We start from the raw sequence: 26,101 nt of genomic DNA on the forward strand, positions 1-26,101 counted from the left end.
GTCGCGTCTCATGTCGTTGACATTGCCATGGCAATTTTCTCACCCCTCGGGACTGCGGCGAGAGTGAGGAAGCGAGTGGGCCCGCGGCCCCAGTGGACGCCGAGCCTGTGGTAGCCGGACCGATCCCAGACGGATTCGCCTCCAGGTGAGAGTGTGTGACACTCTCACCGTCCCGACGACGACGTCGGGTGGTTCACAACGGTGTGGACCTGGAAACGGTTCCGGTCGGGGGGAAGCACGGAAGCCGTTCTGATGACATCCATTTCGCATCGGAAATTCTGGACTACGGCAGTCTGCCCGTTCGGCTACTTTCTCGATCTGCCTGCCACCCAACGCCCTTCGCGTGGCTGCCACGGGTATCGACCTTCGGGTTCGATCTCGTCGGATCGACCTCGAGCGAATCAGGGCGGATATAGCTTCTGGCGATCGATGCCGCGCGCAGGCGCCACAGGAATTCGGGTCGACCGGCGTCGAGTCCGATGAGCTGATCGCGTGGCGTTGATCGACGAGACGATCAACGCCCCCTTCGGACATATCGTCTTCGGCCTGCCTGCGCCCTATCCGATCGGAACAGCGCGGTGGGCGGCTGGCGAGCTCATCACCGCCGCACCGTAAAACGCGGCGGCGCCCGGAACTGGCCGATCCCGCACGCCCGGGCGTCCACGCATGGTCAGAAGGACGACTCCCAGACCGATGCGCTCGCCGCGCGGTCGCCCACACAGAGCGGGTCATGGCCGAGCTCGCCGCCGGCGGACTTGCAGACCTGGACTACGACCGGGTGCACAATCCGGATCGGCCCTTGGTCACGGGTGCGGTGAGCACGGGCGAGCTGCGTGCCGCCATGGGTGTGCTCGGTGCTCCCGCTGTCGAATCCGGTCACCGGTAGTGAGGATTTCGGATTGCTCGGCACGGCGGCGGATTGTCCGTCGGTGTTCTGGCGCCTCGGTGGTGCTGACCCTGCCAGGGTTCACCCCGGCCTATCAGGAACTGCTGCCCGGTGAGGCAGGCTGCCTTCTCGGATGTCCATAAGCCGTTCGCCCCGACGCCCGGGCAGGCACTGGCTCCGGCGATCGCGTCGCTGGTGGCTGTGGCACGCGCGGAACTAGCGGGTGCACAGCAACTCCGGTCTTGATGATCGAATAGCATTGTGAGGGAGGGGTTTTCGCCACATCGCTCTCAGCGGATCCGATCGTCGGCTCTTCGCCGGTGTCGGTTCGCCCGGGAGGCGTCGCCGCGGCGGGTAGGTTCGCGAATTCCGCGGCGACGCCGATGGATAACCCTTCCGAATTTTCGAGCGCCCTGATGAGGGGATTGGCGCTGCCTACCCGGTTCGGAGGGTCAGGGGTGGGCGGTGGCGGGTTCGCCGACGGTAGCCGATGCTGCGTGCGGCACGGTTTCCGGTAGAGCCCACGCACTGGCGAGCGTGCACACGGCCATGACCATCATGAAGGCCGAGACGGCCGCCGTCGATCCGGTCGCGGCCAGCAATGCGGTCATCAGGAAAGGCGTGCCGCCGCTGACCAGGATCGCGGCCAGCTGGTAGGCCAGCGTGATACCCGAGTAACGGATCCGGGGTTCGAACAGTTCGGCCAGATATGCCGCGAGCGGCCCGTATACCAAGCCGGAGCCGATGCCGCTGCCGACCGCGGTGGCGATCAGGATGGCGGTGAGCGAGCCGGTGTTCACCAGCCAGAAGAATGGGAACGCCCACACCGTCAAGATTGCCGCGCCGGTGAGCATGAGCGGACGGCGCCCGAAGCGGTCGGACAGCGAGCCGGCGATGTAGATGACCGGGATGCCCACCGCGGACGACAGCAGAGACACCGTCAGCAAGCCGTTGCGGTCCAGTCCGAGTTCGCGGACACCGTAGTCGAGCACGCCGGCCACGCTGATGTAGAAGATGGAGTTGCTACCGAAGAGCAGACCGGAGCCGAGCAGCACCTTCTTCGAATGCTTGCGCAGCACCTCGAGAATCGGTGCTTGCGCGATCGCGGCCGAGGCCTCGCCTGCGCGAGCCTGGAGGCGGCGGAACTCCGGGGAGTCCTCGATGCGCAGTTGGATGAACAGCACGACCGGGAACAGCAGGGCGCTCGCAAGGAACGGGATGCGCCAACCCCACGACAGGAAGTCCGCGCCTTTGACGAGGCGGGCCACCAGCAGGAATGCGCCCGTGCCGAGCAGCAGACCGAATGGCACACCCATCTGGCCGAATGTGCCCGCCCGGCCCTTGCGGTTCGGACGGGAGGTTTCGGTGAGCAGCAGGGTGACCCCGCCCCACTGGCCGCCGACCGCGATGCCCTGCAGGAATCGCAGGGCTACCAACAGGATCGGTGCGGCCACCCCGATCGACGCAGCGGTCGGTAGTAGGCCGATCGCGCAGGTCGATAGCGCGACCAGGATCAGGCATGCGACGAGCGCGGGTTTGCGGCCGAACTTGTCGCCCACATGCCCGAAGACGAGTCCGCCCAGGGGCCGGGCGATGAAGCCGGCCCAGAAGGTGCTGAACGACAGCAGCGTTCCCATCAGCGGTGAGGCGTTGGGAAAGAACAGCTTGCCGAAGACCAAGGCCGCGGCGGTGCCGTAGATGAAGAAGTCGTACCACTCGATGGAACTGCCGATCAGGCCGGCGGCCATGAGTCTGCGCAATTTCTTCTGGTCCGGGGCGGCGGAGACCGGGGTCGGCGTCATCGCTATCTCCAAGGGTGGGGTGAAGGAACCGATGTGACTGCCGTCACTGTCGGTGGTCGAACCGTACTTGAATATGGCGTCAAATTCAATGGGTTTCGCGGCTGTTGTTTACCGTTCCCATCAGGGGTGGAAGTGGGTCAGCTGTCCAGGGCGGGCGACGGTGGGCGGGCGTGTGGACGCGCGGCCGATCGCGGGAGGCGGGATGCAGAGTTCTCCTCGATGAGCTCGTTTGCCGGCATTGATGCCAGCACCTGTGGCCGTGCCGGGAAGATTCATTGGACTGTGCTGCACGCAGCGGGAGGCGACCGGTCTGGGGCTGGGTTCGGGTAGTGCTCCACCGATCCGATTGATTGCAGGCGGCTATCGGCAACGTGCCATCTGGCATTCCGAAGTGCTTCTGGCAGTCGGGTTTTCGCCCCAACGGCCGAAGGTTCGGTCGAGGGCGGACGTGACGCAGGTCAAGCCATTGATACCTGAATCAGGCGTCAAGTTCAAGTGTTTGCCGGAAGAAAACCGCGCTGTGTAGAAATTTGCCCGATGGGGTTGACGCCGCCGTGCGGCCTGCTGCATCTTTAGTGCCCATACCACTTAATGAGCGCTTAGTGATGGGCCTGTAGGCCCGGAAAGACCGCAGTTGCCGATTCCGCTGTCGGCGTCGACTGCGTTGCGCTGGTGCGCATATGGATCTCTCGAACGGTCGGTTCGAGGTATCGAGAAGAAGGAATCCTATGAGGAAAACTATCGCGGCCTCCGCGCTGCTTGCCGCCGCACTGGGTGTCACGGCAGGCACGGGTTCGGCCGCGCCGCTCGATCGCAGCGGTGCGGTGAACTACACCGCGTCGGTGGTCGATCGGTCCATGGTGATCAGTGCCGACGCCGGTTCGCTGGTGGTGGAGGAGGGGGCGCTGAAAGTCAAAGCCCCCAATGGTTCGGTGTTGGGCGGGTCGGAATTGTCGTTCCGGGTCGATGATTTCGTGTTCCCCATTGCCGCGGAAATCCGCGACCGCACGGCCACGCTGACCCCGCAACTGGATCTCGAGCACGCGGCCTACAAGCCCGTGGCTCTGCCGTACGAGGATCAGGCGCCGTGGAAGACGCAGTACGACCGTGAACAGGCCGCCTGGGCGCGGCTGTCATCGACGATCCTGATGGGCGCGACGATCGGCACGACCGTCGGCGGCATCGGTGGCGCCGCGGTCGGTTGTGTGCTGGGCGGTATCGCCGGGGCCACCGTTGCCTCCGCGGCGATCATCGGATTGTTCGGCGCGTTCATTCCGGCCGCGGCGATCGGATGTCTCGGTGGCATTGCTGCCCTCGGCACCCTCGGGACGATCGCCGGTCAGCTGCTGATAACGGCCCCGGTCGCCATCATGGCGGCCGTGCAGTACTTCACCACGATCAACCAACCGCCGCCGGCCGCTCCGGCGAAGTAGTTCCCGAGCGGGATACTCGGCCCGGTGTACCGGGAGGCCCTGTCCAGTCTGTCGCATCGACTGGGCAGGGCGCTGCCGTGTCAGAGGAACCAGATCGCCTCGGCGTGTTCGCGTGGTTCAGTGAACGCGATGCTTGACCTCAACGATGGTTGAGCTCGTAGCGTGAGCGGCGTGACGGATACAGCGACGACTACCAGCAGCACCTGGCGGGAGCTGCTGGGCCCGAAGAACCTCGGGGCGTCCACGGTGCTGGCCGGTGGCGTCGCGCTGTACGCCACCAACGAATTCTTGACGATCAGTCTGCTGCCGAGCACCGTTGCCGAGATCGGTGGCCAGCGCCTCTACGCCTGGGTGACCACGGTGTATCTGGTTGCGTCCGTCATTGCGGCCACCACGGTGAGTGCGACTCTGGCCCGACTCGGGCCGCGGTGGTCGTATCTGGCGGGGCTGACCGTGTTCGGTCTCGGCAGCCTGATGTGTGCGGTGGCGCCAACGATGGAGTTCCTGTTGGCGGGACGGACAGTGCAGGGCGCGGCTGGCGGCATGATCGCGGGTCTCGGTTATGCGGTCATCAATTCGGCTCTTCCACAGTCCTTGTGGACGAAGGCCTCCGCGCTCGTCTCGGCGATGTGGGGAGTCGGTACGCTGCTGGGCCCGGCCGCCGGAGGTTTGTTCGCGCAGTTCGGTTCGTGGCGTTGGGCTTTCGGTGCGCTGGTGGTCCTGACCGCAATCATCGCAGCGCTGGTGCCGTTCGCGCTGCCCGCGCGCACGGGTGAGCTACCGCGGACACCGGACCGAATCCCGGTGTGGTCGTTGCTCCTGCTCGGTTCGGCGGCGTTGGCGATCAGCGTTGCAGCCATCCCGCGCAATGTCGGCTGGACCGCGGCCCTGCTCGTAATCGGGGCAGGCCTTGTTGGCACGTTCATCGTCGTCGATCGCCGGATGACGGCGGCGGTGTTGCCGCCCACGGCATTTCGGCCCGGCCCACTGAAGTGGATCTACCTCACGCTCGGCATGCTCATGGCCGCCACGATGGTCGACATGTACGTGCCCTACTTCGGTCAGCGGCTCGCGCATCTGGTGCCGGTGGCGGCGGGCTTCCTCGGGGTGGCACTGGCCATCGGTTGGACGATCAGTGAGATCGTGAGCGCATCGCTGACGAGGTCGCGCGCGATCGTGCGGACCGTCGCCGTCGCACCGCTGGTCATGGCGGGCGGCCTGGTGTTGGCGGCGTTCGGCCAGGTCGACGACGCGTCGGTGGGGATCATCGCCCTCTGGGTGGTGGCACTGCTGATCACCGGCGTCGGCATCGGTATGGCGTGGCCGCACCTTTCGGCGTGGGCGATGGGCTGTGTCGACGACCCCAGTGAAGGTGGCCGCGCCGCCGCGGCGATCAACACCGTTCAGCTGATCTGCGGCGCCTTCGGCGCGGGCTTGGCCGGGGTGGTCGTCAACGCGACCGACACAGGGGGAGCGACGCCCGCACGCTGGTTGTTCGCGGCGTTCGCGGTCCTCGCTGCGTTGGGCGTAGTGGCGTCTATGAGAAGTGGCAGTCGGACAGGTCGACCGACACCATGACTTCGTAGAGCCGGGAACCGCCCGGAAGCGCCCAGGCTTATCAGCGTGCAGGCACTTCCCGGCGTTCCGCGGTCGGCGGATCAGAGATCTATGAGATCTATTGCAAGACTGGTCAATTCGTTCTTGTAGGTCGAAATGACGCCGACCATCGAGGCGGACTGGGATTCCTGCGTCTTGATGATGGTTTCGAGGACCATCACCTTCCGCCGAAGTTTCGCGATCATCCGCGCCTGGTCGCTGATCGTCGTCGCTTGGTCGCGGATGACCGCCGCCGCGCTCTCACCGGCGGCGGGAGCGTTCCCGTCGGCCAGTACGACTGGACTCGAATACCTCACCAGGTCCCCGGTTCCGTTCGGCACCAAACCCACTTCCTTCTCGGACTCGAGAGCCGAGACGTCTTCGGCGACTGCTGCTACTTCGGCTACTTCACTCTCGGAGGGATCGGCCTCGTCGTCGGCCATGTGCTCGGTCTCACCGACGGCTTCACCCTCGATTACCTTCTCACTTTCCACAATCGCTACCTCTGCCACGGCCACCGGCTCTTCCTCCGGCTCCGCCGTGTCCTCAACCGCGGGCACTTCCTCAACTGCCGCGGGCACTTCGGCCACTTCCGCCTCGAAGGGCTCGGCCTCATCCACTTCTTCGGCTACATCGACCGCACTCACCGCGGCCACGGTCTCGTCCGCAGCGAACGTCTCGCTTTCGACCGCCTCCACCGCGGCGACCGCTTCGGTCTCGGCATCCTCCGCGGCGTCGGCTGTCGCTTCTTCCTCGGCGACGACCGCCTCCACCACCACCACTACCGCCGACTCCGACTCGGCTTCGGCCGGCTCGACTTCGATCACGACCTGCTCCTCGTCGAGCAGCGACTCGGCTTCGATGACCTGCTCACCCTCGGCAACGGACGACTCGGCCGCAGCCGCTACGGCCTCGGCCACCTCCTCGCCTTCAGCCGCTTCTTCGCTTTCGGCAGCTTCTTCGCTTTCGGCAGCCTCCACCGCGGCGACCGCTTCGGTCTCGGCGCCTTCCTCGGCTTCAGCTGCTACTTCTTGGTCGGTGACAGCCTCGACGCCCATCACCGCAGACTCGGTAGTGGTTTCGGTCTCGACCGGTTCGGCTTCGGTCACCACCTGTTCCTCGTCAACCACGGACTCGGCTTCGGCGACCTCTTCACCTTCGGCAAGAGGCGGCTCCGTCAGCTCTGCCTCAGCCACCGGCCCCGCATTCGAAGCCTCCTCGACCGCAGGCGCTTCCACGGCGGTCGCCTCTACTTCGGCCACTTCCCACTCGAGGGGTTGGGTCCCACCCTCTTCTTCCGCTACCTCAACGGCATCCACCTCGGCCTCGGTCTCGTCCACAGCGGGCGCCTCGCTTTCGGCAGCCACCTCGGCAATAGGTGACTCCGTCGCCGCAGCTGCCTCGACCTCAGCTGCTTCTTCCTCGGCGACGACCGCCTCCACCACCACTACCACCGACTCGGCCTCGGCCGGCTCGACTTCGATCACGACCTGCTCCTCGTCGAGCACCGACTCGGCTTCGACGACCTGCTCACCCTCGGCAACGGGTGACTCAGCCGCAGCCGCCACGGCCACCTCCTCGCCTTCAGCTGCTTCCTCGCTTTCGGCAGCCTCCACCTCGGCGACCGCTTCGGTCTCGACCGCGGCCTCGGGATCGGCTTCACCCTCGCCTTCAGCAGCCGCTACCTCCGATTCCTCGGCAATCTCTTCGGTCTCAACAGCCGACCCGGCGTCCGACGCCTCACCCTCGGCTGCTGTTTCCGCTTCAGCGTCGACGGCAACATCACCGGCATCCTCTGCCGCAACCTCGGTCTCGGTGGCAGCTCCGCCCTCCGCAGCCACCACCTCCGATTCCTCGGCCGCGTCCACGATCTCGGCTTCGGCTTCGGCTTCGGCTTCGGCAGCCGAATCGGCCTGCGGCACGTGACCTTCGCCCGCAGGCTCGGAATCGGCGGCTGCCGCCTCCAGTTCGGCTGTGTCCCCTTCTACTTCGGCCTCGGCGGCAACTTCGGCCTCAGCGGCAGTTGCTTCGACAGCCGGCTCCTCGGCGGCGGACTCACCCTCGACTACCGTGGCTTCGGCCTCGGCAACCGGCTCGTTCTCGGCAACCGAGGATGCAGTTGCCTCGGGTGCTACGTTTGCGGTCTCCTCCCCACCTTCGGCAACGGTGTCGTCCTCGGCCACCGCTTCCGCAACCTCCTTCGCCGCTTCACCTTCAGCAACCGTCACGTCTTCCTCAGCCGTCGGTTCGCCCTCAGCCGACACCGCGTCGCCCGCTGCGACAGACGCTTCGACCTCGGCCGCGGTAGCGGTCCGCTGCTCGGCTACCGCCCCCTCGCCCGCGGTAGCTGTCGTCGTCTCCTCGGCGGAGGCCGCGTCGTCCGTGATCGTCACCCGGACGTCGGGAGTTGTCATATCTGTCTGGCCTTTCGAAAAGTTGTGATCGATTCCCGGCTCGCCATCCCGGCGGCCATGCCTTCGTACCGAACCGAGGTTGTCGCTGTCCGAATCCTGCGGTGCCGGTGTGGAATTCAGCGGAAGCGCATGGACATTGTTCGGTGCCTGGGAGCCCTGATCACCAACCGTCGGCATGTCTCGAGCGGCTTCACCCGGTCGCGGCACTCCACGAAGGCGTTGCGCGGCCCATCTCGCGAAACTCCACAACCCGAACCGTCCGCCGAGCATGGGCCTCTCCAACGAAGCCATCACTGCCACACCACATCCCAGGTCTCCAACCAGCCCGAACGTCGGTACTGTAACGGTCGTGCACGAAGTCGGCGAGACAAACCACGAATGCTTCAGACAGTCGTGACCTGCCCGAGATCCGACGCGGCGCGCGGCGCGGAATCGCGTGGACTGTACAATGTAAACCGTTGAAGGCGTGTGCAATCCGAGTCGGTGATCGGTGTTGTAGTAGGTGCCTGGTCGACGACGGCACGTTCGACGGATCATGGACCGCACCCGTCCGCGGGGCATCACGTACCGAGCCGGCCGTCAGATGCGCAGACGAGCGAGATCAATACCAACCACGGCGAGACCCTGTGGTCGCGGCCCGCGCTGACCGGCCGCCGATTGCTGATGCTCGTGACACGACCACACTGCCCTGACGGACGCATCCATTCTTACTCGGATCAGCGACATCAAATCTATTAGCTGAATATTCGCTCATCGGAAACCCTGCGGCGCGCGCAGCGTGGATGAACAGGCTATCGAGCTCCGGCGAACCGTCTCGAAGTTCCCACGTGCTTACGGCGGGATCCAGCTCCAACGAACTCCGATCAACGGGCGACCACGTCCTCGCCGAGGAATCCACCCGACTGGTGCCGCCACAGCTGCGCGTATGTTCCTTGCGCACAGAGCAGCTCCTCGTGTGTCCCCTCCTCGACGACTCGCCCGTGGTCGAGCACCACCAGCCGGTCCATCCCGGCCACCGTACTCAGCCGGTGCGCGACGACCAGCGCCGTACGCCCTTCCATCAACTCCCAGAGCGCTTGCTGCACAAGCAATTCGCTTTCCGAGTCGAGGGCGCTGGTGGCCTCGTCCAGGAGCAGGATGGGCGCGTCCCGCAGGATGGCCCTGGCCAGCGCGACCCGCTGGCGCTGGCCGCCGGACAGTTTCACGCCGCGCTCGCCGATGAGTGTTCCCATACCCTGTGGCAGCGCGTCGGCGAACTCGGTGACATGCGCGGCCTCGGCGGCCCGCAGGATCTCCTCGTCCGTGGCGTCCGGGCGCGCGAACCGGATGTTCTCGCTCAGGGTCCGGTGAAACATGGCCGGATCCTGTGGCACGTAGGCGATCAGACTGCGCAGATCCGCCTGCCGCAGCCGGGTGATGTCCTGCCCGCCTATGCGTATGGTTCCGGATTGGATATCCATCAATCGCAGTAGCAGTTGGGTGATGGTGGTCTTGCCGCCGCCGGATCGTCCGACCAGGCCTACCCTGGCGCCACTGGGCACGTGTAGATCCAATCCGTGGAACAGCTGCCGCGCACCCCCGTGCGTGAAGTTCACTCTCTCGAACCGCACGTCGAAGTCCCTGGGCCGCAGTGCTTCCGGGCGTTCGGTATCGAGCACCTTCGGTTCGTCCAGCAGTAGTTCGGTGAACTGGGCCGCCTCGGTGAGCACGGTTTCCAACCGCCGGTAGATCTGGTTGAACCGGAACATGATCCCGGTGGCGTTGAAGTAGTAGGTGAATGCCACGACAATGGCCTCCACCCCGGCATTTCTGCCGCTGAGGCTCAGCGCGATCAGCAGGCCGATCACGTTGGTGAGCACCACCAGCGGCGCCACCAGCGTGTCTATCCGCAGGTTCGCGTAATCCCAGGAGCGCAACGACTTTCGCCGCGACGAGGCGACCCGCCGCCGATGCTCGGCGGCCTCCTGCGGTTCGGCAGCGAAGGCGCGCACCACCTGCATATTGGCCAGGCTGTCGGCCACATGCCCGGAGACCTGCGCAATGGCGGCCTCTCGGTCGTCCACGAGCTTCTGACGGCGCTGAATCAAAGGAATCATGACCAGCGAGGTCGCCACGATCATCCCCACCAGCACGACGACCAGCACGGGGTTGTAGCGCCACAACACGACCGAGGCGAACACCAGCGGCACCAGTGCCGCCAGAACCTCGAAGGCGAGGGTGTCCACGAACTGTTCGAACCGAGCCGCGAAGCTGAGCGAGCGCTTCGTCAGCGAACCGGCGAAGTTGTTGTGGAAGAACGCCGCGTCCTTGGCGAGCAGCTCGTCCATGGCGAGTATGTACAAGTGCTCGATGCCGTAGGCGTCGACTCGGTTCAGGCAGTGAATCCCGATGCGCCACAGCAGTTCCGCGAGCAGCAGGGCGCCACCGAAGGCGAGGATGTACGAAGCCAGGGCCCCGAAACTCGTATCCCCGGTCACCGCGACCCGGCCGACCACCATGGCGACGATCAGCGGTGCGATGTACAGGTTGCAGATATTGCCGAGTGCCGGTGCCAGCAGCGCCGGAATCGTCAGGGCCTTGCGAGAGGCCATCTCCCGGCCATAAAAGCGCAGCACCAGCTTGACCGCCGTTGCGCGTGAACTCATGCTCCCCCCTCACGTCTCGAATCAACGAGCGATACAGGTGAGCAATGATCCCGCGTCCAGGCGGGTTACCGCCAGCGAATATCCGCCGATCGCGAGCCGGGGCCACTCCCGTAACCCGCAGGGCCAGTCGAAGCCTGCAAGTCCGATGTCGATGACATCGGCGAAGAACACGGCCACCGCGTGCACACCATCGGCCGCGGTCGTCAGGAGTTCGGCCCGGCGGGTGTTTGCACGGCTATTTCGCCACCCAGTCCGTAGCCGCCGCTCAGTTGTAGTCCGTCACCGCTCCAGAACCGTCCGGGGTCATACCAGTTGGGGCTTCGGTGTTGCGGCAGCAGTCCCATCGACTGGTAGGTCGCGGCCACGATTTCCGCGCAGTACGCGCTTTCCAGCTCCTGGGCGGCCGCTCGGCTCGATCGGCGACGCGGGAGCCGTACTCGGCCGCGTAGCCAGCGTCCGGCGAGACCGGCAGTGGAAGGGAAGGGGGTTCCGTCGAGTCGGGCGATGGTGCGCAGCAAGCTGTCTTCCATCTCTTGGGTTGCCGGACGGTTCAATTGGCGCAACCAGGCCTGCTGACCGTAGCGGTGTGCCCACACCAGTACCGCGTCGCGCAGGTTGTGTAACTGAACGCCGCGGTGCGCGACTCCCGTCCACATGTCGGGCAGTGATCGGCCGAGTTCCGCGTGCCAGATCAGCGCGGGCAGATCGTCGAGCACGACCGACATGCCGACATGGTTCACCGGACTGTTCGTCGTCATCCGAATCGCACGGTCGGCTGCCGAGTGGCCACGGAACAGCCAGATGTCGCCAGTTCTGGTGATCTCGAGCGCTCGATCGAGACTGATGCTCGTACCCGTCATGGACGTAGCCTATGCGGTATGAGGTGGTGGAAGGCAGTGGGATTGGCGGGTGCGGCCGGTGTGGTCGCGACCGGTGTGGTGGTCGTGCGCGCCGAGCGCCGTCGCCGTGCCTACACTCCGGACCAGGTCCGAGAACAACTGCACAGGCGATTCGCCCAGGTGGCCTCGTCCGAAGCGGCCGCCGAAATCGCCGCGCCAGTGACTCGGGACGTCGTCGGCATCCGCGGGCGCATCCGCCGTTTGTTTCAGCGGTGACTACAGCCGGGGGATAAAGAAATACAAATGTCGCGCCAGGCATCCTGCGTCGGCGCGAACCGCAGGGCCACCGTCTGGCCCACGGAGGTGCGCTCGCGTGTGATCGCCAGAACACCGGGGCCGACCACGACGTCGAGGCGTTCGCCTTCCCCATGGGTAACGCCTGCGTGGTCACCGGCGGTCGTCATATTGAGCGGCGGATAGGCGAGGGCGAGAACCAGCGTGCCACTCGGCACATCGACGAGCCCCATTGGTTGGGTTTCGGTACGTGGCTCGTGTTCGAGGTCGTCGTCTGGAATCGGGCGGACGCCCGGCTCGACCGGTGGTGAGATCCAGAGGGTTCCGTCATCGCTGCGACGCACCTCGTGGTGGCCGTCACCGTGGGCTTCCTCGACGTAGACGCGTAACCCGTCGAGCACCAGTTGCGTGCTGCCCTCGGTGGCGAGCTCGTCGCCGTGGACGTCCCAGCCGCCGAACCGGGCCCCCGCATCACACAGCACCAGGAAAAGCCCGTTGTGCACGGGATTTCGGATAGATCCAAGGTAGTTCACGATGGGTCAGCCTACGGCCGGGAATCGCTCACCGTTGACCTCCGGCTCATAAGTGATCGGCTGGCTGCGGTGGCCGTTTCGAACCACTGTGCGGCATTTCCGGGTGGTTGGCGTCAGATCGGTTCCCGATCTAGGTTCGGCGATCCGCGATGGAGGTATTGCGAACCGTACTCGACATCCCGCACGGGCCATTCAGCCGTCACCGTCACCGATCTCAGGGCGTTTCGAGGTGCCTGTCCTGTGGGTTCACCGGTGCTTCTCGGCGGATACGTAGCGCGCCTCCCGCATCCGGTCGAGCAACTCGGCGGGCAGGTCGTCGGGCAAATCGGTGATCGGGCGGCCGTAGGCGGCGGCCAGGTCGAAGGGGGTGGCGCGGTCGACCGACCAACCGTGCCGCGACAGCCAATCCCCGGGTTCGGCGCGGGCGTCGTCGTACCACAGGTCACGCACGTTCAGATTGCCGAACGGGTTGCTGTTGCTGCCGAAGAACTTTTCCTCCATGTCGAAGTGGCGCTGGTCCACGCCGCGGCCGAAGTCGTCGATGGCCACGCAGCTGCCGGGCGCGGACAGAGCGTCGATGCGTTCGAACAATGCGTCGTGTGCCGGACCCGGCAGGAACGGCAACAGCCCCTCGGCCGACCACGCTGCCGGCTGTCCCGGATCGAAATCCGCGGTAGTGAGCGCGGCGGGCCAGTCGTCGCGCAGATCGACCGCCAGCGCACGCCGATCGGCCGTGGCAACCGCACCGTGATCGGCGAGCACCCGGTCCTTGAACTCCAACACACGTGGCTGATCGATCTCGAAGACGACCGTGCCCGCGGGCCAATCCAGCCGATACGCTCGTGCGTCCAGACCGGATGCCAGGATCACTGCCTGCCGCACACCCCGCTGCCACGCCGCGGCGAAGAACTCGTCGAAGAACTTTGTCCGGACCCCCATGAACCGCCCGAACAGACCGATTGCGCCCACCGACGCAGGGTCCTTCAGCATCTCCAGGAAGTGCGGTTCACCCGCGGCCTCGACAAACCACGCCGCATAGTCGTCGTGGATCATCGGCTCGCGATCGATCGTCTCGAGTGCGCGAAACGTGGCGACGCCCAGGGCGGTGAGACCCACGCTCGTCACGATGTCCCAGCTGTCTCCGTCCGTTCGCATCAATATCACCCCATGGTGTCAGCGATCATCAGAGCCCTGCTACAGCGGAGCCAACGCCCCGCATCCACCCCATCGATCTTCCTCTCATGGAGAACCTCCGGGCAACGCCCGACTCTGCGCCCCACGATGACACCGCGGGTAGCGGGGGTATCTCGAGTAGATGGCACTGTCGGGCGTTCCACGATCATTGCGCGCTGTCGCTGTGCCCGCTTCGAACAGAACGCCATAACCCCAGGTCACACGCTCGCTTCACGACATTGCCGGAGCTCTGGCCGACCGATTCTCCGTCGTCAGGGGTTCATGGTTGCCGGATATTCCCCGGTGGAGTGCTCAGATGTCGTGCTGAAGGCGGTCAGTTCGGTCTGATGTCGGATCACGCTGCCGTCGACGTATTCGACGACGGTCATCGGTGATGGCCCAGCGGTGCACCACCGACGGCCCGTCACGGATCCGGAACGGATAGCGCAGCGGCGCGGTGCTTCGAGTCGCCAGAGATAATGCCGCATGGGATTTTTCAAGCCGACATGCCCGGTGGGGGAGATCGAGCGGCTGTGGGTCGAGGAGATGTTGAGCTGGTGCGCAGCGCAATTCGGACCAAGGACGCTGCGAACACCGGTGATCCTGCCGACTTCGGACTTCTTTCCGGACGCGTACTCCGGCACCGAGCCGGAGGTCCGTTCCTTGGTCGAGCGCGTGAGCGGGTACATGGGTGTCCGTCGGGATCGCATCGTCGTAGAGGTCGACGCGGACGGCGATGTGCTGCCCGACGATGTCGCGTTTCTGGAGGGTTCCTCGCACGGGGAGGCGGGACACTACCGCCTGGAGCGCGGCCGCGCGGTGGTGTCGCTCTCGATGTCCCAGATGCGCTCGCCGGTCGCGTTGATAGCGACCGTCGCCCATGAGCTGGCGCACGAACGGCTGCTCGGCGAGGACCGCATCGTGCCCGAGCGGCATGATGGCGAGCAGCTCACCGATCTGGTCACCGTGTACCTGGGGCTCGGCGTCTTCAACGCCAATGCGGCGTTCCAGTTCTCCCAGAGCCGCCACGGCTGGCGATCCCAGCGGCTGGGCTATCTGTCGCAGCCGATGTTCGGCTACGCGCTCGCCTGCTGGAGCGTGATGCGCGGCGATCCCAGACCGCTGTGGGCCAAGCACCTCGACACCAACCCCCGCGTCTACATGAAACAGGGCCTCAAATACTTGCGAGCGAACCCCGACCGAGTCGTCTGCTCGCCCGGAATCGGGACGCCAGGATGACAACCATCGGCATGTTCACAGCCGCCATAGTCGGCTTCCGCTGCCCACTGAAGCTCGAGGCCATCTGCTCCCGATAACCTTGTGCGACACTGACGCTCGTACTCATCAGGGCCTCAGCCGTTGTCTTACACGAATGACAACCAGCGGCGCAGGTCTTGCCCTGCTCGCGGAAATGGCGGATTCGGGTGTCGTCTCGCCCAGGTAGTCAGCACGTCGAGCGGACGTCTGCGATCGACGGGTTCCGGCTGGCTTACGACCGAATGGGGGCTGGAACCCCGGTGGTTTTGCTGCACGGGTGGCCCAGCGACAGGACCGAATACCGCGACGTGGTCCCGCTCTTGCCGATGCACGACGTCGTCGTGCCGGACCTGCGCGGCTTCGGCGCATCCGACAAGCACCTCGAGGACCCTTCGACTCAGTACAGCGCCGACGCGCAAGCACGCAGCGTCATCGGACTCATCGAGGAACTGCAGCTGGACAGGCCAGTCCTCGGCGGGCACGACATCGGCAGCAGGATCGCGCTCGCCGTGGCGCGCCAGCGTCCAGATCTGATACGGGAACTGGTGCTCACGCCGCCGCTGCCGGGCATCGGTGAACGGATCCTCTCCGTCGAAGCGCAACAAGAGTTCTGGTACGTGTCGTTCAACCAGCTCCGGCTTGCCGACGAACTCATCGACGGCAAGGCCGACGCCGTACGCGCCTTTCTGCTCCACTTCTGGTCGCACTGGTCCGGACCCGACTTCGTCCTTGCCGAAGATCATCTCGATCACCTTGTCGCCGTGTACTCCCGGCCGGGTGCCTTCACAGCATCCCTGGCCTGGTACCGAGTCGGCGCAGGAGGAGTCGCCCGCATCGCCGCCGAACGCGCGCCCGAGCCGACCCAGCGCCTCGCCGTACCCACCACTGTGCTCTGGCCGGAGAACGACGTGTTGTTCCCCAGGAGTTGGGCCGATCGGCTGACCGATTACTTCGCCAACCTACGGGTCTGCCACGTCGACGATGCGGGGCACTTCATTCCACTGGAGAGCCCGCGAACGTTCGCCGCCGCCGTGACCCGAGCTGCGACGTTCTCTACGCCCTGCTGAAAACCGAACAGCCCTACCGCGATCCAAGATCGGTCGCCGCTCGAGCATCGGTGCGCACGAGGTCATAGACATAGGATCGTTCACCCTTGCGACTCACCCACACGCCCTCTGGCGGAAGCTCGCCTTGCCCGGCCTCGTCGAACGGGCGGCTCGACACCTCATCGGCCGCGTCGCACACCACCCAACCGAAGCCGGGCAGTCGGCGACACCAAATATCGAGGTCGACCCGCTTATACGACGGGAAGCCATGCGCTTCCCCGTCACGGTCGAACTCATAGGTCAACCCATCGACGCGTCGCACGAACTTCACACCAGACATTCCGCTATCCTCGCCGACCACCCCGGACACATCAATCAGCGCGCACCTGGACCAGCTGATCGCGCCGTGGCGCTCGCTGGTCGGGTCGGAGGACGACCGGATCGCATACGCCGCAGCTGCCCGACAGTCCGGCGCGATCGCCAGCGACCTCTCTGCACCCGACTCCTACGACCCTGAACTCGACGACTACGAGCTCAGCCTGGAAGACGCTGTCGTCGACGACTGACTACCGATACCAGCGACGCTCACGGAGTCGGCGCAGTGTCGAGTCCTGAACCCCTTCGTTCCCGAAGCAGCGAAATGGGCACTCGCACGGCGGATGGGTATGCCGCTCGTCCGGATGTCCTGGCAGGCGCGACCAGGGCCTCGACCATCTATCCGCGGAGCGTCAGCTCGCTGTTCTGTCCGTGTTCAGGCTCGCCGCGGCGAGATTCCGGGCGGCGAAACCGGCGATGGTGCATGCCTGGCGCGCATGGGCCTCTGGGTGCGCGGTGCGCTGTTCCAGCGCGGCACGGATCCTCTCCAACGATGCGATGGCTTCGCGGGCCGCTCGGCGTAGCACGGTGTACCGGTGGTCGAGCTCGCGGTAAGCGAGGTCGATGTCACGGTAGCGACGGTGCAGGTCAGCGATGTGGTCGAGCAGGTCCTCTACCTCGCGTGTGGTGAGGGTGAGGTGGGGATGTTCCTCGCCCGAGAGGATCGCCTCACCCGCGATCTCGGCACAGCGAGCGTGCAGTACATCGAGGATGTCGGGCACACAGATCACCTCCCACACTGCGGTGGAGCGTTCCAGAGCTTCTCGGGCGCACTTCCGACGATCGTAGACGGCCCGCTGTCGCGTGGCCCCGGAAAACCAGAGAAACCTTCGCGAGAGAAGCATTGTAGGTCAACACATCTGGCAAGTGGTGGACTCGAGTCTGCTCGGTGGGTCTCGAAGACCTGGAACGCTACGACATCGAGAGGCGATACCTATGACGTATACCGACGCATTCGAACAGTTCCGTCGGCCGCGCGCCGAGGAATTCCTCGACTGCTGTCATAACCTCAGGGGAGACGTTGCCCACGATACGCGTGGGTAACAGCCGCACGCTGTGCACCTGCGGAAATGGAGGTGCACACTACGCGGGACCGGTAGTCGCAACCCGCCCGACCGGGCCAGTGCTGGGAAAGGAGCCGGCGAGTGTTCAACCGCATCGCCATCGTGAACAGGGGAGAGGCCGCCATGCGCCTCATCCATGCCGCCCGAGATCTGGCCGCGGAAACCGGGCTACCGATCGAAACCGTCGCCCTGTACACCGACGTCGACCGGAACGCGACGTTCGTGCGCGAAGCCGACATCGCTTACGACCTCGGTCCGGCGTCCGCGCGCCCGTACCTGGATCTCAAGGCACTCGAGCGCGCGCTGGTGGCCACCAAGGCCGACTCCGCATGGGTCGGCTGGGGTTTCGTCGCGGAGGACCCGGCGTTCGCGGAGTTGTGCGAGCAGATCGGAGTCACCTTCATCGGCCCGAGCCCGGAGGCGATGCGCAAACTCGGCGACAAGATCGGCGCGAAGCTGATCGCCGAGGATGTCGGCGTGCCGGTCGCGCCATGGAGCCGCGGTGCGGTCGAGAGCGTGGAAGACGCCTTGGCGGCCGCGGCCGAGATCGGCTACCCGCTGATGCTGAAGGCGACCGCGGGCGGCGGTGGCCGCGGTATCCGTGTGATCACGAACGAAGCCGAACTCGTCGACGCCTACGAGCGCACCCGTCAGGAAGCTGCCCGCGCCTTCGGCAGCGGCGTGGTCTTCCTGGAGCGGCTGGTGACCGGCGCCCGGCACGTCGAGGTTCAAGTCATCGCGGACGGCCAGGGTACCGCCTGGGCACTCGGCGTCCGCGACTGCTCGGTGCAGCGGCGCAACCAGAAGATCATCGAGGAGTCGGCGTCGCCGGTGCTGCTCCCCGAGCAGACCGCCGAGCTCAAGGCGTCGGCCGAGCGGCTGGCGATCGCCGTCGGCTACCGCGGCGCCGCGACCGTGGAGTTCCTCTACCACCCCGGTGACAAGCAGTTCGCCTTCCTCGAGGTCAACACCCGCCTGCAGGTCGAGCATCCGATCACCGAGTCCACCACCGGTTTCGACCTGGTCCGGGCCCAGCTGCTGGTCGCGTCCGGAGGCCGGCTCGAGGGCGAACCTCCGGCGGAACGCGGGCACGCCATCGAGGCCCGGCTCAACGCCGAAGACCCCGACCGCGATTTCGCGCCCGCCCCTGGCCGCATCGCGCGGCTGGATCTGCCTGCCGGGCCGGGCATCCGCGTCGACACCGGAGTCAGCGAGGGCGACACGATTCCCGCCGACTTCGACTCGATGATCGCGAAGATCATCGCCTACGGCCGCGATCGTGACGAAGCGCTGGGCAGGCTGCGCCGGGCACTGACGGAGACCAGGGTCGTCATCGAGGGTGGCGTGACCAACAAGAGCTTCGTGCTCGATCTGCTGATCCAGCCCGAGGTACTCGATGCCAGCGCGGACACCGGCTGGATCGACCGTGTTCGCGGCGAAGGCCGTCTCGTGTCGCACCGCCACTCCACCATCGCGCTGGCCGCTGCCGCCATCGACGCCTACGAGGAGGAAGAGCGGGTGGAGCGGCACCGCCTGCTGTCCACGGCGTCCGGCGGCCGGCCTCAGGTGCAGCACGAGAGCGGTAGGCCGCGCGACCTCAAGTTGCGCGGAGTCGGCTACCGCGTGCGCGTCGCACGCATCGGTGCTCATCGGTTCCGTGTCGGTGTCGAGGCGGGTGGCGATATTCGGACCGCCGACGTGGATCTCGAACGCTTCGATCGGCACTCCGGGCAGATCGTCGTCAACGGTGCCCGGTACCGCGTGATCACCGGCACGCACGGCCCGATCCACATGGTCGACGTCGACGGTGTGGCACATCGGATCAGCCGCGACGAGGGCGGCGTCGTCCGCTCCCCGGCCCCCGCGCTGGTCGTCGCCACGCCGCTGCAGATCGGCGACGAGGTCGAGGCAGGTGCGCCGGTCCTGGTGCTGGAAAGCATGAAGATGGAAACCGTGTTGCGTGCGCCGTTCCGGGCCCGGCTGAAGGAGTGCGGTGTATCCGTCGGCACTCAGGTCGAGACCGGCGCGCCGCTGCTGCGGCTGGAACCGCTCGCCGAAGACGACGAGGACTCGGACACCACGGCGGTCGGCTCGGTCGAGCTGGATCTGCCCCGCGAGTCCGCACCGGTTCAACCGCATGTGCGTCTGACCCGCGGCCAGCAGGATCTGCGCAGCCTGCTCCTTGGCTTCGACGTCGACCCGCACGACGATCGCCGAGTGGTCGACGACTATCTCGTCGCGCGCCGGGCCGCCATCGCCGACAACCGCAGGCCCCTCGCCGAGGAACTCGAGCTCGTGCAGGTGTTCGCCGACCTCGCCGAACTGAGCCACAACCGGTCCTGGGACGAGGACGGCGACCAAAGCCACGTCCACAGTGCCCGCGAGTACTTCCACACCTATCTGCAGAGCCTCGATGTCGAGCGGGCCGGGCTGCCCGCGTCATACCAGGCCAAACTCGGCAAGGCGCTCGAGCACTACGGCGTTACCGAGCTGGAGCGCACCCCCGACCTCGAAGCCGCGGTCTTCCGTATCTTCCTCGCCCAGCAACGTCCGGCCGACACCGTCACGATCATCACGACATTGCTGCGCGAGTGGCTGCGGGAGCCGGTGCCGGACAGGGCGCTGCGCGAGCCCGTCGGTCTGACGCTGGAGCGGCTGGTGGCCGCGACACAGGTGCGCTTCCCCGTCATCGCGGACCTCACTCGCGGGGTGGTGTACGCCTGGTTCGGCCAGCCGTTGCTGCGGCGTAATCGCGCCCGCGTGTACGCCGATGTCCGCAAACACCTGAGCCACTTGGACGCGCACCCGGAGACCCTTGATCGCGGCGAGCGCCTCGCCGAGATGGTGCGGAGCACCGAGCCGCTGGTGCGGCTGCTCGGCCAGCGGCTGGCGCGCGGAAGCGCCGACAACACGGTCATGCTGGAGGTGCTGACCCGGCGGTACTACGGCAACAAGGGCCTTGCCGACGTTCGGACCCGTGAGGTCGGCGGCTGCGCGTTCGTGATCGCCGAGCGTCGAGGTCTGTCCCTGGTCTCCGCCGCCGTGAGCTTCGACGCCCTCGCCACCGTCCTGCGCGGGCTCGCCGAACTGGCGAGCGGCGCCGCGTCCATCGAGGCCGACATCTACCTCGGCTGGGAGAAGCAGCCGGAAGACTTCGATGCGATGGCCGAGGCTTTGCAGCAGGCGCTCAGCGCACAACCGCTGCCGAATCAGGTGTCCCGAATCACTGCGACGGTCGCGGGTAGCGGCGGTGCGGTGATGCACCACCACTTCACCTTCCGTCCGTCGGCCACCGGATTGGCCGAGGAGCGGTTGATCCGTGGCCTGCACCCATACATCGCGGAGCGGATGCAGCTGAAGCGGCTGCGCAAGTTCGACCTCACCCGCCTGCCGTCCTCGGACGAAGAGGTCTACCTGTTCCGGTGCCTCGCGAAAGAGAATCCGTCGGACGAGCGACTCGTCGCTTTCACGCAGGTCCGTGACCTGGCCGCACTGCGGGAGCAGGATGGCAGGCTGCTCGCGCTGCCGACGGCCGAGAGCACCCTCACCGCCTGCGTCGACGCGATTCGGCGAGCACAGTCCCGGCGGCCGTCGGGTAAACGCCTGCACACCAATCGGATCGTGATGTACGTCTGGCCGCCGCTCGACCTCACCCGGGCCGAGTTGGATTCGATCATCGAGCGCGTGGAAGCCACGACCGTGGGCGCCGGCCTGGAGGAACTCCTCCTCATCGCCCGCCAGCCCGATCCGGAGACCGGCGAGTTGGTCAAGATCATCGTGCGGGTCGCCTTCGACGTCACCGGCGGCACCACGGTGACCATCGGGGACCGGATCGACGAGGTGATCGAGCCGCTCGACGCTTACCGGCAAAAGGTGCTGCGAGCCAGCAGCCGCAACACCGTGTACCCCTACGAACTGACCGGGCTGCTCGGTGAGTTCGCCGAGTACGATCTCGACGACGACCACACGCTCGTGCCGGTCGACCGGCCCAAGGGACGCAACACAGCCGCGATCGTCGCCGGCGTGGTCACCACGCCGACCGAGCGGTACGCGGACGGCGTCACCAGGGTGGTGTTGCTCGGTGATCCCACGAAATCGCTTGGCGCACTGTCTGAACCGGAATGCCGCCGAGTGATCGCCGCACTGGACCTCGCCGAACGGATGCAGGTGCCGCTGGAGTGGTACGCGCTGTCCTCGGGCGCCCGGATCTCGATGGAGTCGGGCACCGAGAACATGGACTGGGTGGCGGCGGCGCTCAAGCGGATCGTCGAGTTCACCCAGGACGGCGGAGAGATCAACATCGTGGTCGCGGGCATCAATGTCGGCGCCCAGCCGTACTGGAACGCCGAGGCGACGATGCTCATGCACACCAAGGGCATTCTGGTGATGACACCTGACTCCGCGATGGTGCTCACCGGCAAGCAGTCGCTGGACTTCTCCGGCGGTGTGTCGGCCGAGGACAACTTCGGCATCGGCGGTTACGACCGGGTGATGGGCCCCAACGGGCAGGCCCAGTACTGGGCGCCGAACCTGCTCGCCGCACGAGACGTGCTGATGTCGCACTACGACCACACCTATGTGGCGCCCGGTGAGCAGGCGCCGCGGCGGTCGCGGACCGACGACCCCCTCGATCGCGACGTCTCCGACTTCCCGCATGCCATGGCGGACAGCGACTTCACGACCGTCGGCGAGATCTTCTCCGCCACCGCCAACCCGGACCGCAAGAAGCCCTTCGACATCCGGACCGTGATGCGGGCGCTGTCCGACCAGGACCACCCGGTGCTGGAACGCTGGGCGGGCATGGCCGACGCCGAGACCGCGGTGGTGCAGGACGCACGGCTCGGCGGCATCCCGGTGTGCCTGCTCGGCATCGAATCGCGAGGCGTGCCGCGGCGCGGCTTCCCGTCGACCGACGGCCCGGACACCTACACGGCGGGCACGCTGTTCCCGCGGTCGTCGAAGAAGGCCGCGCGAGCCATCAACACGGCCAGTGGAAACCGCCCACTGGTGGTCTTGGCGAACCTGTCGGGCTTCGACGGCTCACCGGAATCGATGCGGAAGCTGCAGCTCGAGTACGGCGCCGAAATCGGTCGCGCGATCGTGAACTTCCAGGGGCCCATCGTGTTCTGCGTGATCTCGCGCTACCACGGCGGCGCGTTCGTGGTGTTCTCGAAGGCGCTGAACCCGAACATGACCGTGCTCGCCCTGGAAGGTTCGTTCGCCTCGGTGCTCGGCGGCGCGCCGGCCGCGGCGGTGGTGTTCTCCGGTGAGGTCGACACTCGAACCGCGGCGGATCCGCGAGTGCGGGACCTGGAGGCGCGCGCGGCGAACGCGACCGGCGCCGACCGCATGGCCCTGATCGCAGAGCTCGACGAGATCCGATCGTCGGTGCGGGCCGAGAAGCTCGGCGATGTCGCGGCGGAATTCGATCGCGTGCACAATATCCAGCGCGCTGTCGAGGTCGGTTCGGTCGACGCCATCATCAGCGCCTCCGACATGCGCCCACGCATCATCGCCGCCATCGAGGCAGGCCTGCCTGGGTGATCCCACCTGACCTCTCGATTGCTCGCTGCCGGTCGGCAGCGAGCAATCGAGGGCGAAATGCGCATGCAGCGGGACGTCAGCACACACAGAACGGACTCGGTGATTCTGACGCCCCGACGGCTGCTTCCAGCAGTAGCTTCGCGGCCAGTCGACCCGACGGTGTCAGCACCAGGCCAATGCTGACCGTGGCCGAACTCGGCGCCGCCTTGAAATCCGCCGCCGCCCAGACCAAGTGCTGGATCGAGCTGGCGCCTGGGTCAGCCGATATCCCGCCGTCGGCGTCTACCGAGACCCTGCAACGGATCTATCGAGCCCTCTAACGCCCCGGCTACTGCCCGGCGGCGTGCAAGGACGCGGTGCTTCGATGCGTGGCCGCCGCCGGGACAGCGTTGTAGAGCGCCGACATCCAAATGGTGTAGAGGACGTCGACGACCACCTGAGGATCGGCGTATGGTTCGCGGCCGAACGCTTCGGAGAGATATCGCTCGTCCATCCATATCAGGGCGCGGGCCGTCTGGTCGACGTCGGCCAGTTCGCCGATCCGGCCGCGGGCCTGCTCATCTCGGATGTGGCAGGCGGTCGCGTCGATGAAGCGCTGGACGAGTGCTCGATAGGCGCCCTCGACTTTCTCGTCGCTCGCGGCGGCGTCGGACAGCGCGCGCAGGACGGTGCCGTGCTCGACGTAGACGTCGACCAGGCCCTCGAAGGCGCGCCGGGCGTCGGCGGCCGGATCGTCGCCCTGCAGCCAGCGGTCGGTCATCTCGAACAGCTTGCGTCCGGTGTATTCGACGACGCGCAAGGCCAGATCGTGCCGGTCGCGGAAGTGCACGTAGAACGCGGGGCGCTTGAGCCCGGTGCGGCTCATCACCGAGTCGACGCTGATCTCACGAAACGGCCGCTCGCGCAGCAACTGCTCGGCGGCGTCGAGAATCTCGCGTTCGGACTCTCGGGGATCGTGCTTCGGTCGTCGGGCCACGGCCCAATGGTACGGGAGAAAAGGCTGCAGTTACATGCCGTCAGTGACATGTTGTCATTGATCACTGTGTCGCGTCCCGGAAAACTTACACAGAGTCATTGACGCGATGTCATTGGACGTTGTAGCTTGCGACCATGACCACAAGAAAAAGGATTGTCTTCATCGGCGCCGCCGGTGAGATGTGTCGTGTCGCGATCGAGCGCTTCGCCAGAGCGGTCCCGAACGGAAACTGGAAGCTGGAGTTGTACGACATCCGGCCCGATGCGCTCGACGACCTGGTGAAGAAGCTGCCTGCGGGGTCGGCGACCGCTGGATCGTTCGACCTCTTCGACGGAGCCGCGCTGCGCGCCGCGATCGACGGTGCCGCCCTTGTCGTGCTGGGCGCGGGGCCATACATCCGCACCGCGGAGCCGGTGATGGAGGCGTGCATCGAGAAGAAGGTTCCCTACCTGGATCTCGACGATGACGAAGCGAGTACTCGCGCGGCACTGAAACTCGACGCCCAAGCGAAGGCGGCAGGCGTGCCGATCTTCGTCTGTTGCGGCGCGTCGCCCGGACTCACCAATGTGATGGCGGCCGACGCCGCCCGCGATATGGACACCGTCGAACGCATCGACGTGTGCTGGGCAACCGGTGACGAGGGTCCTGTTCCGTTCGGGCGCGCGGTGCTCGATCACGCGATCCGAGGTTTCGCCGGACCATGCCACACCTGGGAGAACGGACGCTCGGTTGTCCATCAGACATTCCTGGAATCGGACGTCGTCGACCTGGGCAACTCCTTCGGCGACTCCTACCGGCTCTACGAGTGCGCCCATCCTGAGTCGGTGACGATGCCGCGGCGCTGGCCGGGCGCCGACCGAATTCGCGTTCTCGGCGCGCTCGATCCGGCGCCGATCAATGGCATCATGCGGGGCATCGCCGTGGCTGTGGAGAGCGGCAAGCTGCCGATGGACGACGCCATCGACTTCATCAACGACGTCGTCTGCGACAAGACCGGCTCGCTCAAAGTCTGGCCGCATGCGTTGTCAGGCGTATGGGGCACGGTTCGCCGCCGCGAGATCAAGGCGACAGAGGTGCTGAAGTACTTCTGGTCCGCAGCCAGACGCAAGCACCCAGACTTTCGCGGCATCAACTATGTGCGGGTGACCGGCGAACGCGACGGAGTCGAGGTCGTGTCGATCCGTCGGCTTCCGGTCAGCGGGCCGGGCACCGCGTGGTCGGACATGGCGGCGGGGACCGGATCAGCGACCGCGGCGTTCATGGTGCTGGCCGTGTCGGAGCTGAGCGGCAAGGCCGGTGTCCTCGCGCCCGAGGACTGGGCCAACCCCGAGGACTTCTACGAGGCGCTGGCAAACACCGGCGGTTCACCGCTCACCGACGTCATCGAGGCGGTGGTTCGCCCAAGCACGGTGTTGACTTCCCGCAAGTCGAGCGCCGCGCTGTCCTAGAAGCGCATCCTTCGCGCGTTCCGCGATGCCTCCCCGCGTAGTCACAGAAGGTAACAATGGATTTCACAATGGTTCTGCTCTTGATCGCCGATCTCTGGATGGTCTACGCAGGCTTCGTCTACGGCGCAAGGTTCATCCGAAAATACTCGAACTACCTCCTCGGCATCGAGTGGATCGTCGTCGCGACCTCCGGCAGTAATGTCGTGCTGCTCGGAATTACCGGCGGCGACCACAGCAGCCCGTCGTATCAACTGATGCTTTTCTTCGACGCGTTCTCCAGATCGTTCGGCATCACCTTGATTCTGGTGCTGGGGATGCTGAAAGTCACACACCGGTTCAAGCCTTCACTGGCTGTCGACATCGGCGCGTTCGCGCTCGCCATTCTGGCCGGCGTGTACCTGTCGGTGTTCGCCCAACCGATCACTGCACCCTGGGCAATCTTCTACATCGTGATGAACGCCCTGGCTTCCCTGTTCATGCTCTATGTCGCGTATCGCCTCTGGGCTGTCGGTGAGCGCCGACACGCGGTCTGGGTCGTCATCGCCACGGCCGGCGCGGCCGTGGTCGCCGGGACCTACGACTTCATTCATATCCCAGGAGACGACGAGAACCACACGATCTTCTACATCATCGCGATCACCGTCTGGGCGCTCGAGATGACCGTGTTCTACTACGCCTATAGCGCGCTGCACAACCACAGTGAGCATGTCGACGCCGATCGAGCGAAAGTCGCCTCGGCTTAGCGGCTTTCGGAGGCGGCCTCCTCATCCGCGTGC

Annotated in this window: 22 protein-coding genes; 11 read left to right on the top strand and 11 right to left on the bottom strand. The window is 66.0% G+C overall.

Translation table 11 applies throughout. The features are described from left to right. Positions 1-492 precede the first annotated feature (492 nt). Positions 493-615 (top strand): hypothetical protein, encoded by a 123-nt coding sequence (locus tag AC3EO7_RS34305; protein WP_431971525.1) that lies wholly within the window; start codon positions 493-495, stop codon positions 613-615. Positions 616-730: 115 nt separating this feature from the next. Beyond that, entirely contained in the window at positions 731-886 is a 156-nt protein-coding gene (locus AC3EO7_RS34310) for a hypothetical protein (protein WP_431971524.1), read from the top strand. 452 nt (positions 887-1,338) lie between these two features. On the opposite strand, the gene AC3EO7_RS34315 is transcribed toward AC3EO7_RS34310, so the two are convergent. Next, complete coding sequence (locus tag AC3EO7_RS34315) at positions 1,339-2,688, bottom strand: MFS transporter (protein WP_431971523.1); 1,350 nt, start codon at positions 2,686-2,688, stop codon at positions 1,339-1,341. A 728-nt stretch (positions 2,689-3,416) separates the two neighbouring features. Here AC3EO7_RS34315 and AC3EO7_RS34320 point away from each other — a divergent pair. Together AC3EO7_RS34320 and AC3EO7_RS34325 are read left to right on the top strand one after the other, a co-directional pair. Then, positions 3,417-4,121: a DUF8020 domain-containing protein gene (locus AC3EO7_RS34320; RefSeq protein WP_431971522.1), complete on the top strand. Its 705-nt coding sequence runs from the start codon at positions 3,417-3,419 to the stop codon at positions 4,119-4,121. A 171-nt stretch (positions 4,122-4,292) separates the two neighbouring features. Further along, the gene (locus AC3EO7_RS34325) at positions 4,293-5,699 is read left to right on the top strand and encodes an MFS transporter (RefSeq protein ID WP_431971521.1); all 1,407 of its coding nucleotides are present in this window, start codon (positions 4,293-4,295) and stop codon (positions 5,697-5,699) included. An 80-nt stretch (positions 5,700-5,779) separates the two neighbouring features. Here the strand turns inward: AC3EO7_RS34325 and AC3EO7_RS34330 are convergent, their stop codons facing one another. From AC3EO7_RS34330 to AC3EO7_RS34345, 4 genes are all read right to left on the bottom strand, one after another. Then, entirely contained in the window at positions 5,780-8,131 is a 2,352-nt protein-coding gene (locus tag AC3EO7_RS34330; RefSeq protein WP_435593463.1) for a hypothetical protein, read from the bottom strand. An 863-nt stretch (positions 8,132-8,994) separates the two neighbouring features. Next, positions 8,995-10,776 (bottom strand): ABC transporter ATP-binding protein, encoded by a 1,782-nt coding sequence (locus AC3EO7_RS34335; RefSeq protein WP_431971519.1) that lies wholly within the window; start codon positions 10,774-10,776, stop codon positions 8,995-8,997. Positions 10,777-10,797: 21 nt separating this feature from the next. Next, complete coding sequence (locus tag AC3EO7_RS34340) at positions 10,798-10,953, bottom strand: hypothetical protein (protein ID WP_431971518.1); 156 nt, start codon at positions 10,951-10,953, stop codon at positions 10,798-10,800. Between the two features lie 26 nt (positions 10,954-10,979). Continuing rightward, entirely contained in the window at positions 10,980-11,636 is a 657-nt protein-coding gene (locus tag AC3EO7_RS34345; RefSeq protein ID WP_431971517.1) for a hypothetical protein, read from the bottom strand. A gap of 18 nt (positions 11,637-11,654) precedes the next feature. On the opposite strand from AC3EO7_RS34345, the gene AC3EO7_RS34350 reads away from it, so the two are divergent. After that, positions 11,655-11,891 (top strand): hypothetical protein, encoded by a 237-nt coding sequence (locus AC3EO7_RS34350; RefSeq protein WP_431971516.1) that lies wholly within the window; start codon positions 11,655-11,657, stop codon positions 11,889-11,891. Here AC3EO7_RS34350 and AC3EO7_RS34355 read toward each other — a convergent pair. From AC3EO7_RS34355 to AC3EO7_RS34365, 3 genes are all read right to left on the bottom strand, one after another. After that, a complete protein-coding gene (locus tag AC3EO7_RS34355) occupies positions 11,882-12,442 on the bottom strand; it encodes a hypothetical protein (RefSeq protein ID WP_431971515.1) in 561 nt (186 codons plus the stop codon). The genes AC3EO7_RS34350 and AC3EO7_RS34355 overlap by 10 nt on opposite strands. A 246-nt stretch (positions 12,443-12,688) precedes the next feature. Further along, entirely contained in the window at positions 12,689-13,600 is a 912-nt protein-coding gene (locus AC3EO7_RS34360; RefSeq protein WP_431971514.1) for a class I SAM-dependent methyltransferase, read from the bottom strand. 287 nt (positions 13,601-13,887) lie between these two features. Beyond that, positions 13,888-14,304 carry a hypothetical protein gene (locus AC3EO7_RS34365; protein ID WP_431971513.1) on the bottom strand — a complete coding sequence of 139 codons (417 nt, stop codon included), beginning with the start codon at positions 14,302-14,304 and terminating at the stop codon, positions 13,888-13,890. On the opposite strand from AC3EO7_RS34365, the gene AC3EO7_RS34370 reads away from it, so the two are divergent. Next, a complete protein-coding gene (locus AC3EO7_RS34370) occupies positions 14,303-14,854 on the top strand; it encodes a hypothetical protein (RefSeq protein ID WP_431971512.1) in 552 nt (183 codons plus the stop codon). The genes AC3EO7_RS34365 and AC3EO7_RS34370 overlap by 2 nt on opposite strands. Before the next feature lie 278 nt (positions 14,855-15,132). Next, entirely contained in the window at positions 15,133-15,939 is an 807-nt protein-coding gene (locus AC3EO7_RS34375) for an alpha/beta fold hydrolase (RefSeq protein WP_431971511.1), read from the top strand. Between the two features lie 13 nt (positions 15,940-15,952). On the opposite strand, the gene AC3EO7_RS34380 is transcribed toward AC3EO7_RS34375, so the two are convergent. Continuing rightward, positions 15,953-16,258: a hypothetical protein gene (locus AC3EO7_RS34380; RefSeq protein ID WP_431971510.1), complete on the bottom strand. Its 306-nt coding sequence runs from the start codon at positions 16,256-16,258 to the stop codon at positions 15,953-15,955. 388 nt (positions 16,259-16,646) lie between these two features. Beyond that, positions 16,647-17,015, bottom strand: coding sequence for a hypothetical protein (locus tag AC3EO7_RS34385; protein ID WP_435593464.1), 369 nt, complete (start codon positions 17,013-17,015; stop codon positions 16,647-16,649). A 423-nt stretch (positions 17,016-17,438) separates the two neighbouring features. Here AC3EO7_RS34385 and AC3EO7_RS34390 point away from each other — a divergent pair, with 423 nt between their 5' ends. Next, on the top strand, positions 17,439-22,901 hold the full coding sequence (locus AC3EO7_RS34390; protein ID WP_431971508.1) for an ATP-binding protein: 5,463 nt from the start codon (positions 17,439-17,441) through the stop codon (positions 22,899-22,901). 176 nt (positions 22,902-23,077) lie between these two features. Further along, a complete protein-coding gene (locus AC3EO7_RS34395) occupies positions 23,078-23,221 on the top strand; it encodes a hypothetical protein (protein WP_488186313.1) in 144 nt (47 codons plus the stop codon). Positions 23,222-23,229: 8 nt separating this feature from the next. Here the strand turns inward: AC3EO7_RS34395 and AC3EO7_RS34400 are convergent, their stop codons facing one another. Then, positions 23,230-23,877 carry a TetR/AcrR family transcriptional regulator gene (locus AC3EO7_RS34400; protein ID WP_431971507.1) on the bottom strand — a complete coding sequence of 216 codons (648 nt, stop codon included), beginning with the start codon at positions 23,875-23,877 and terminating at the stop codon, positions 23,230-23,232. 134 nt (positions 23,878-24,011) lie between these two features. Between AC3EO7_RS34400 and AC3EO7_RS34405 the strand changes: the two genes are divergently transcribed. Together AC3EO7_RS34405 and AC3EO7_RS34410 are read left to right on the top strand one after the other, a co-directional pair. Beyond that, on the top strand, positions 24,012-25,325 hold the full coding sequence (locus tag AC3EO7_RS34405; protein WP_431971506.1) for a saccharopine dehydrogenase family protein: 1,314 nt from the start codon (positions 24,012-24,014) through the stop codon (positions 25,323-25,325). Positions 25,326-25,393: 68 nt separating this feature from the next. Further along, positions 25,394-26,068, top strand: a complete 675-nt coding sequence (locus tag AC3EO7_RS34410) for a transporter (protein ID WP_431971505.1) — start codon at positions 25,394-25,396, stop codon at positions 26,066-26,068. Positions 26,069-26,101 lie beyond the last annotated feature (33 nt).

Source organism: Nocardia sp. bgisy118 (assembly GCF_057708605.1).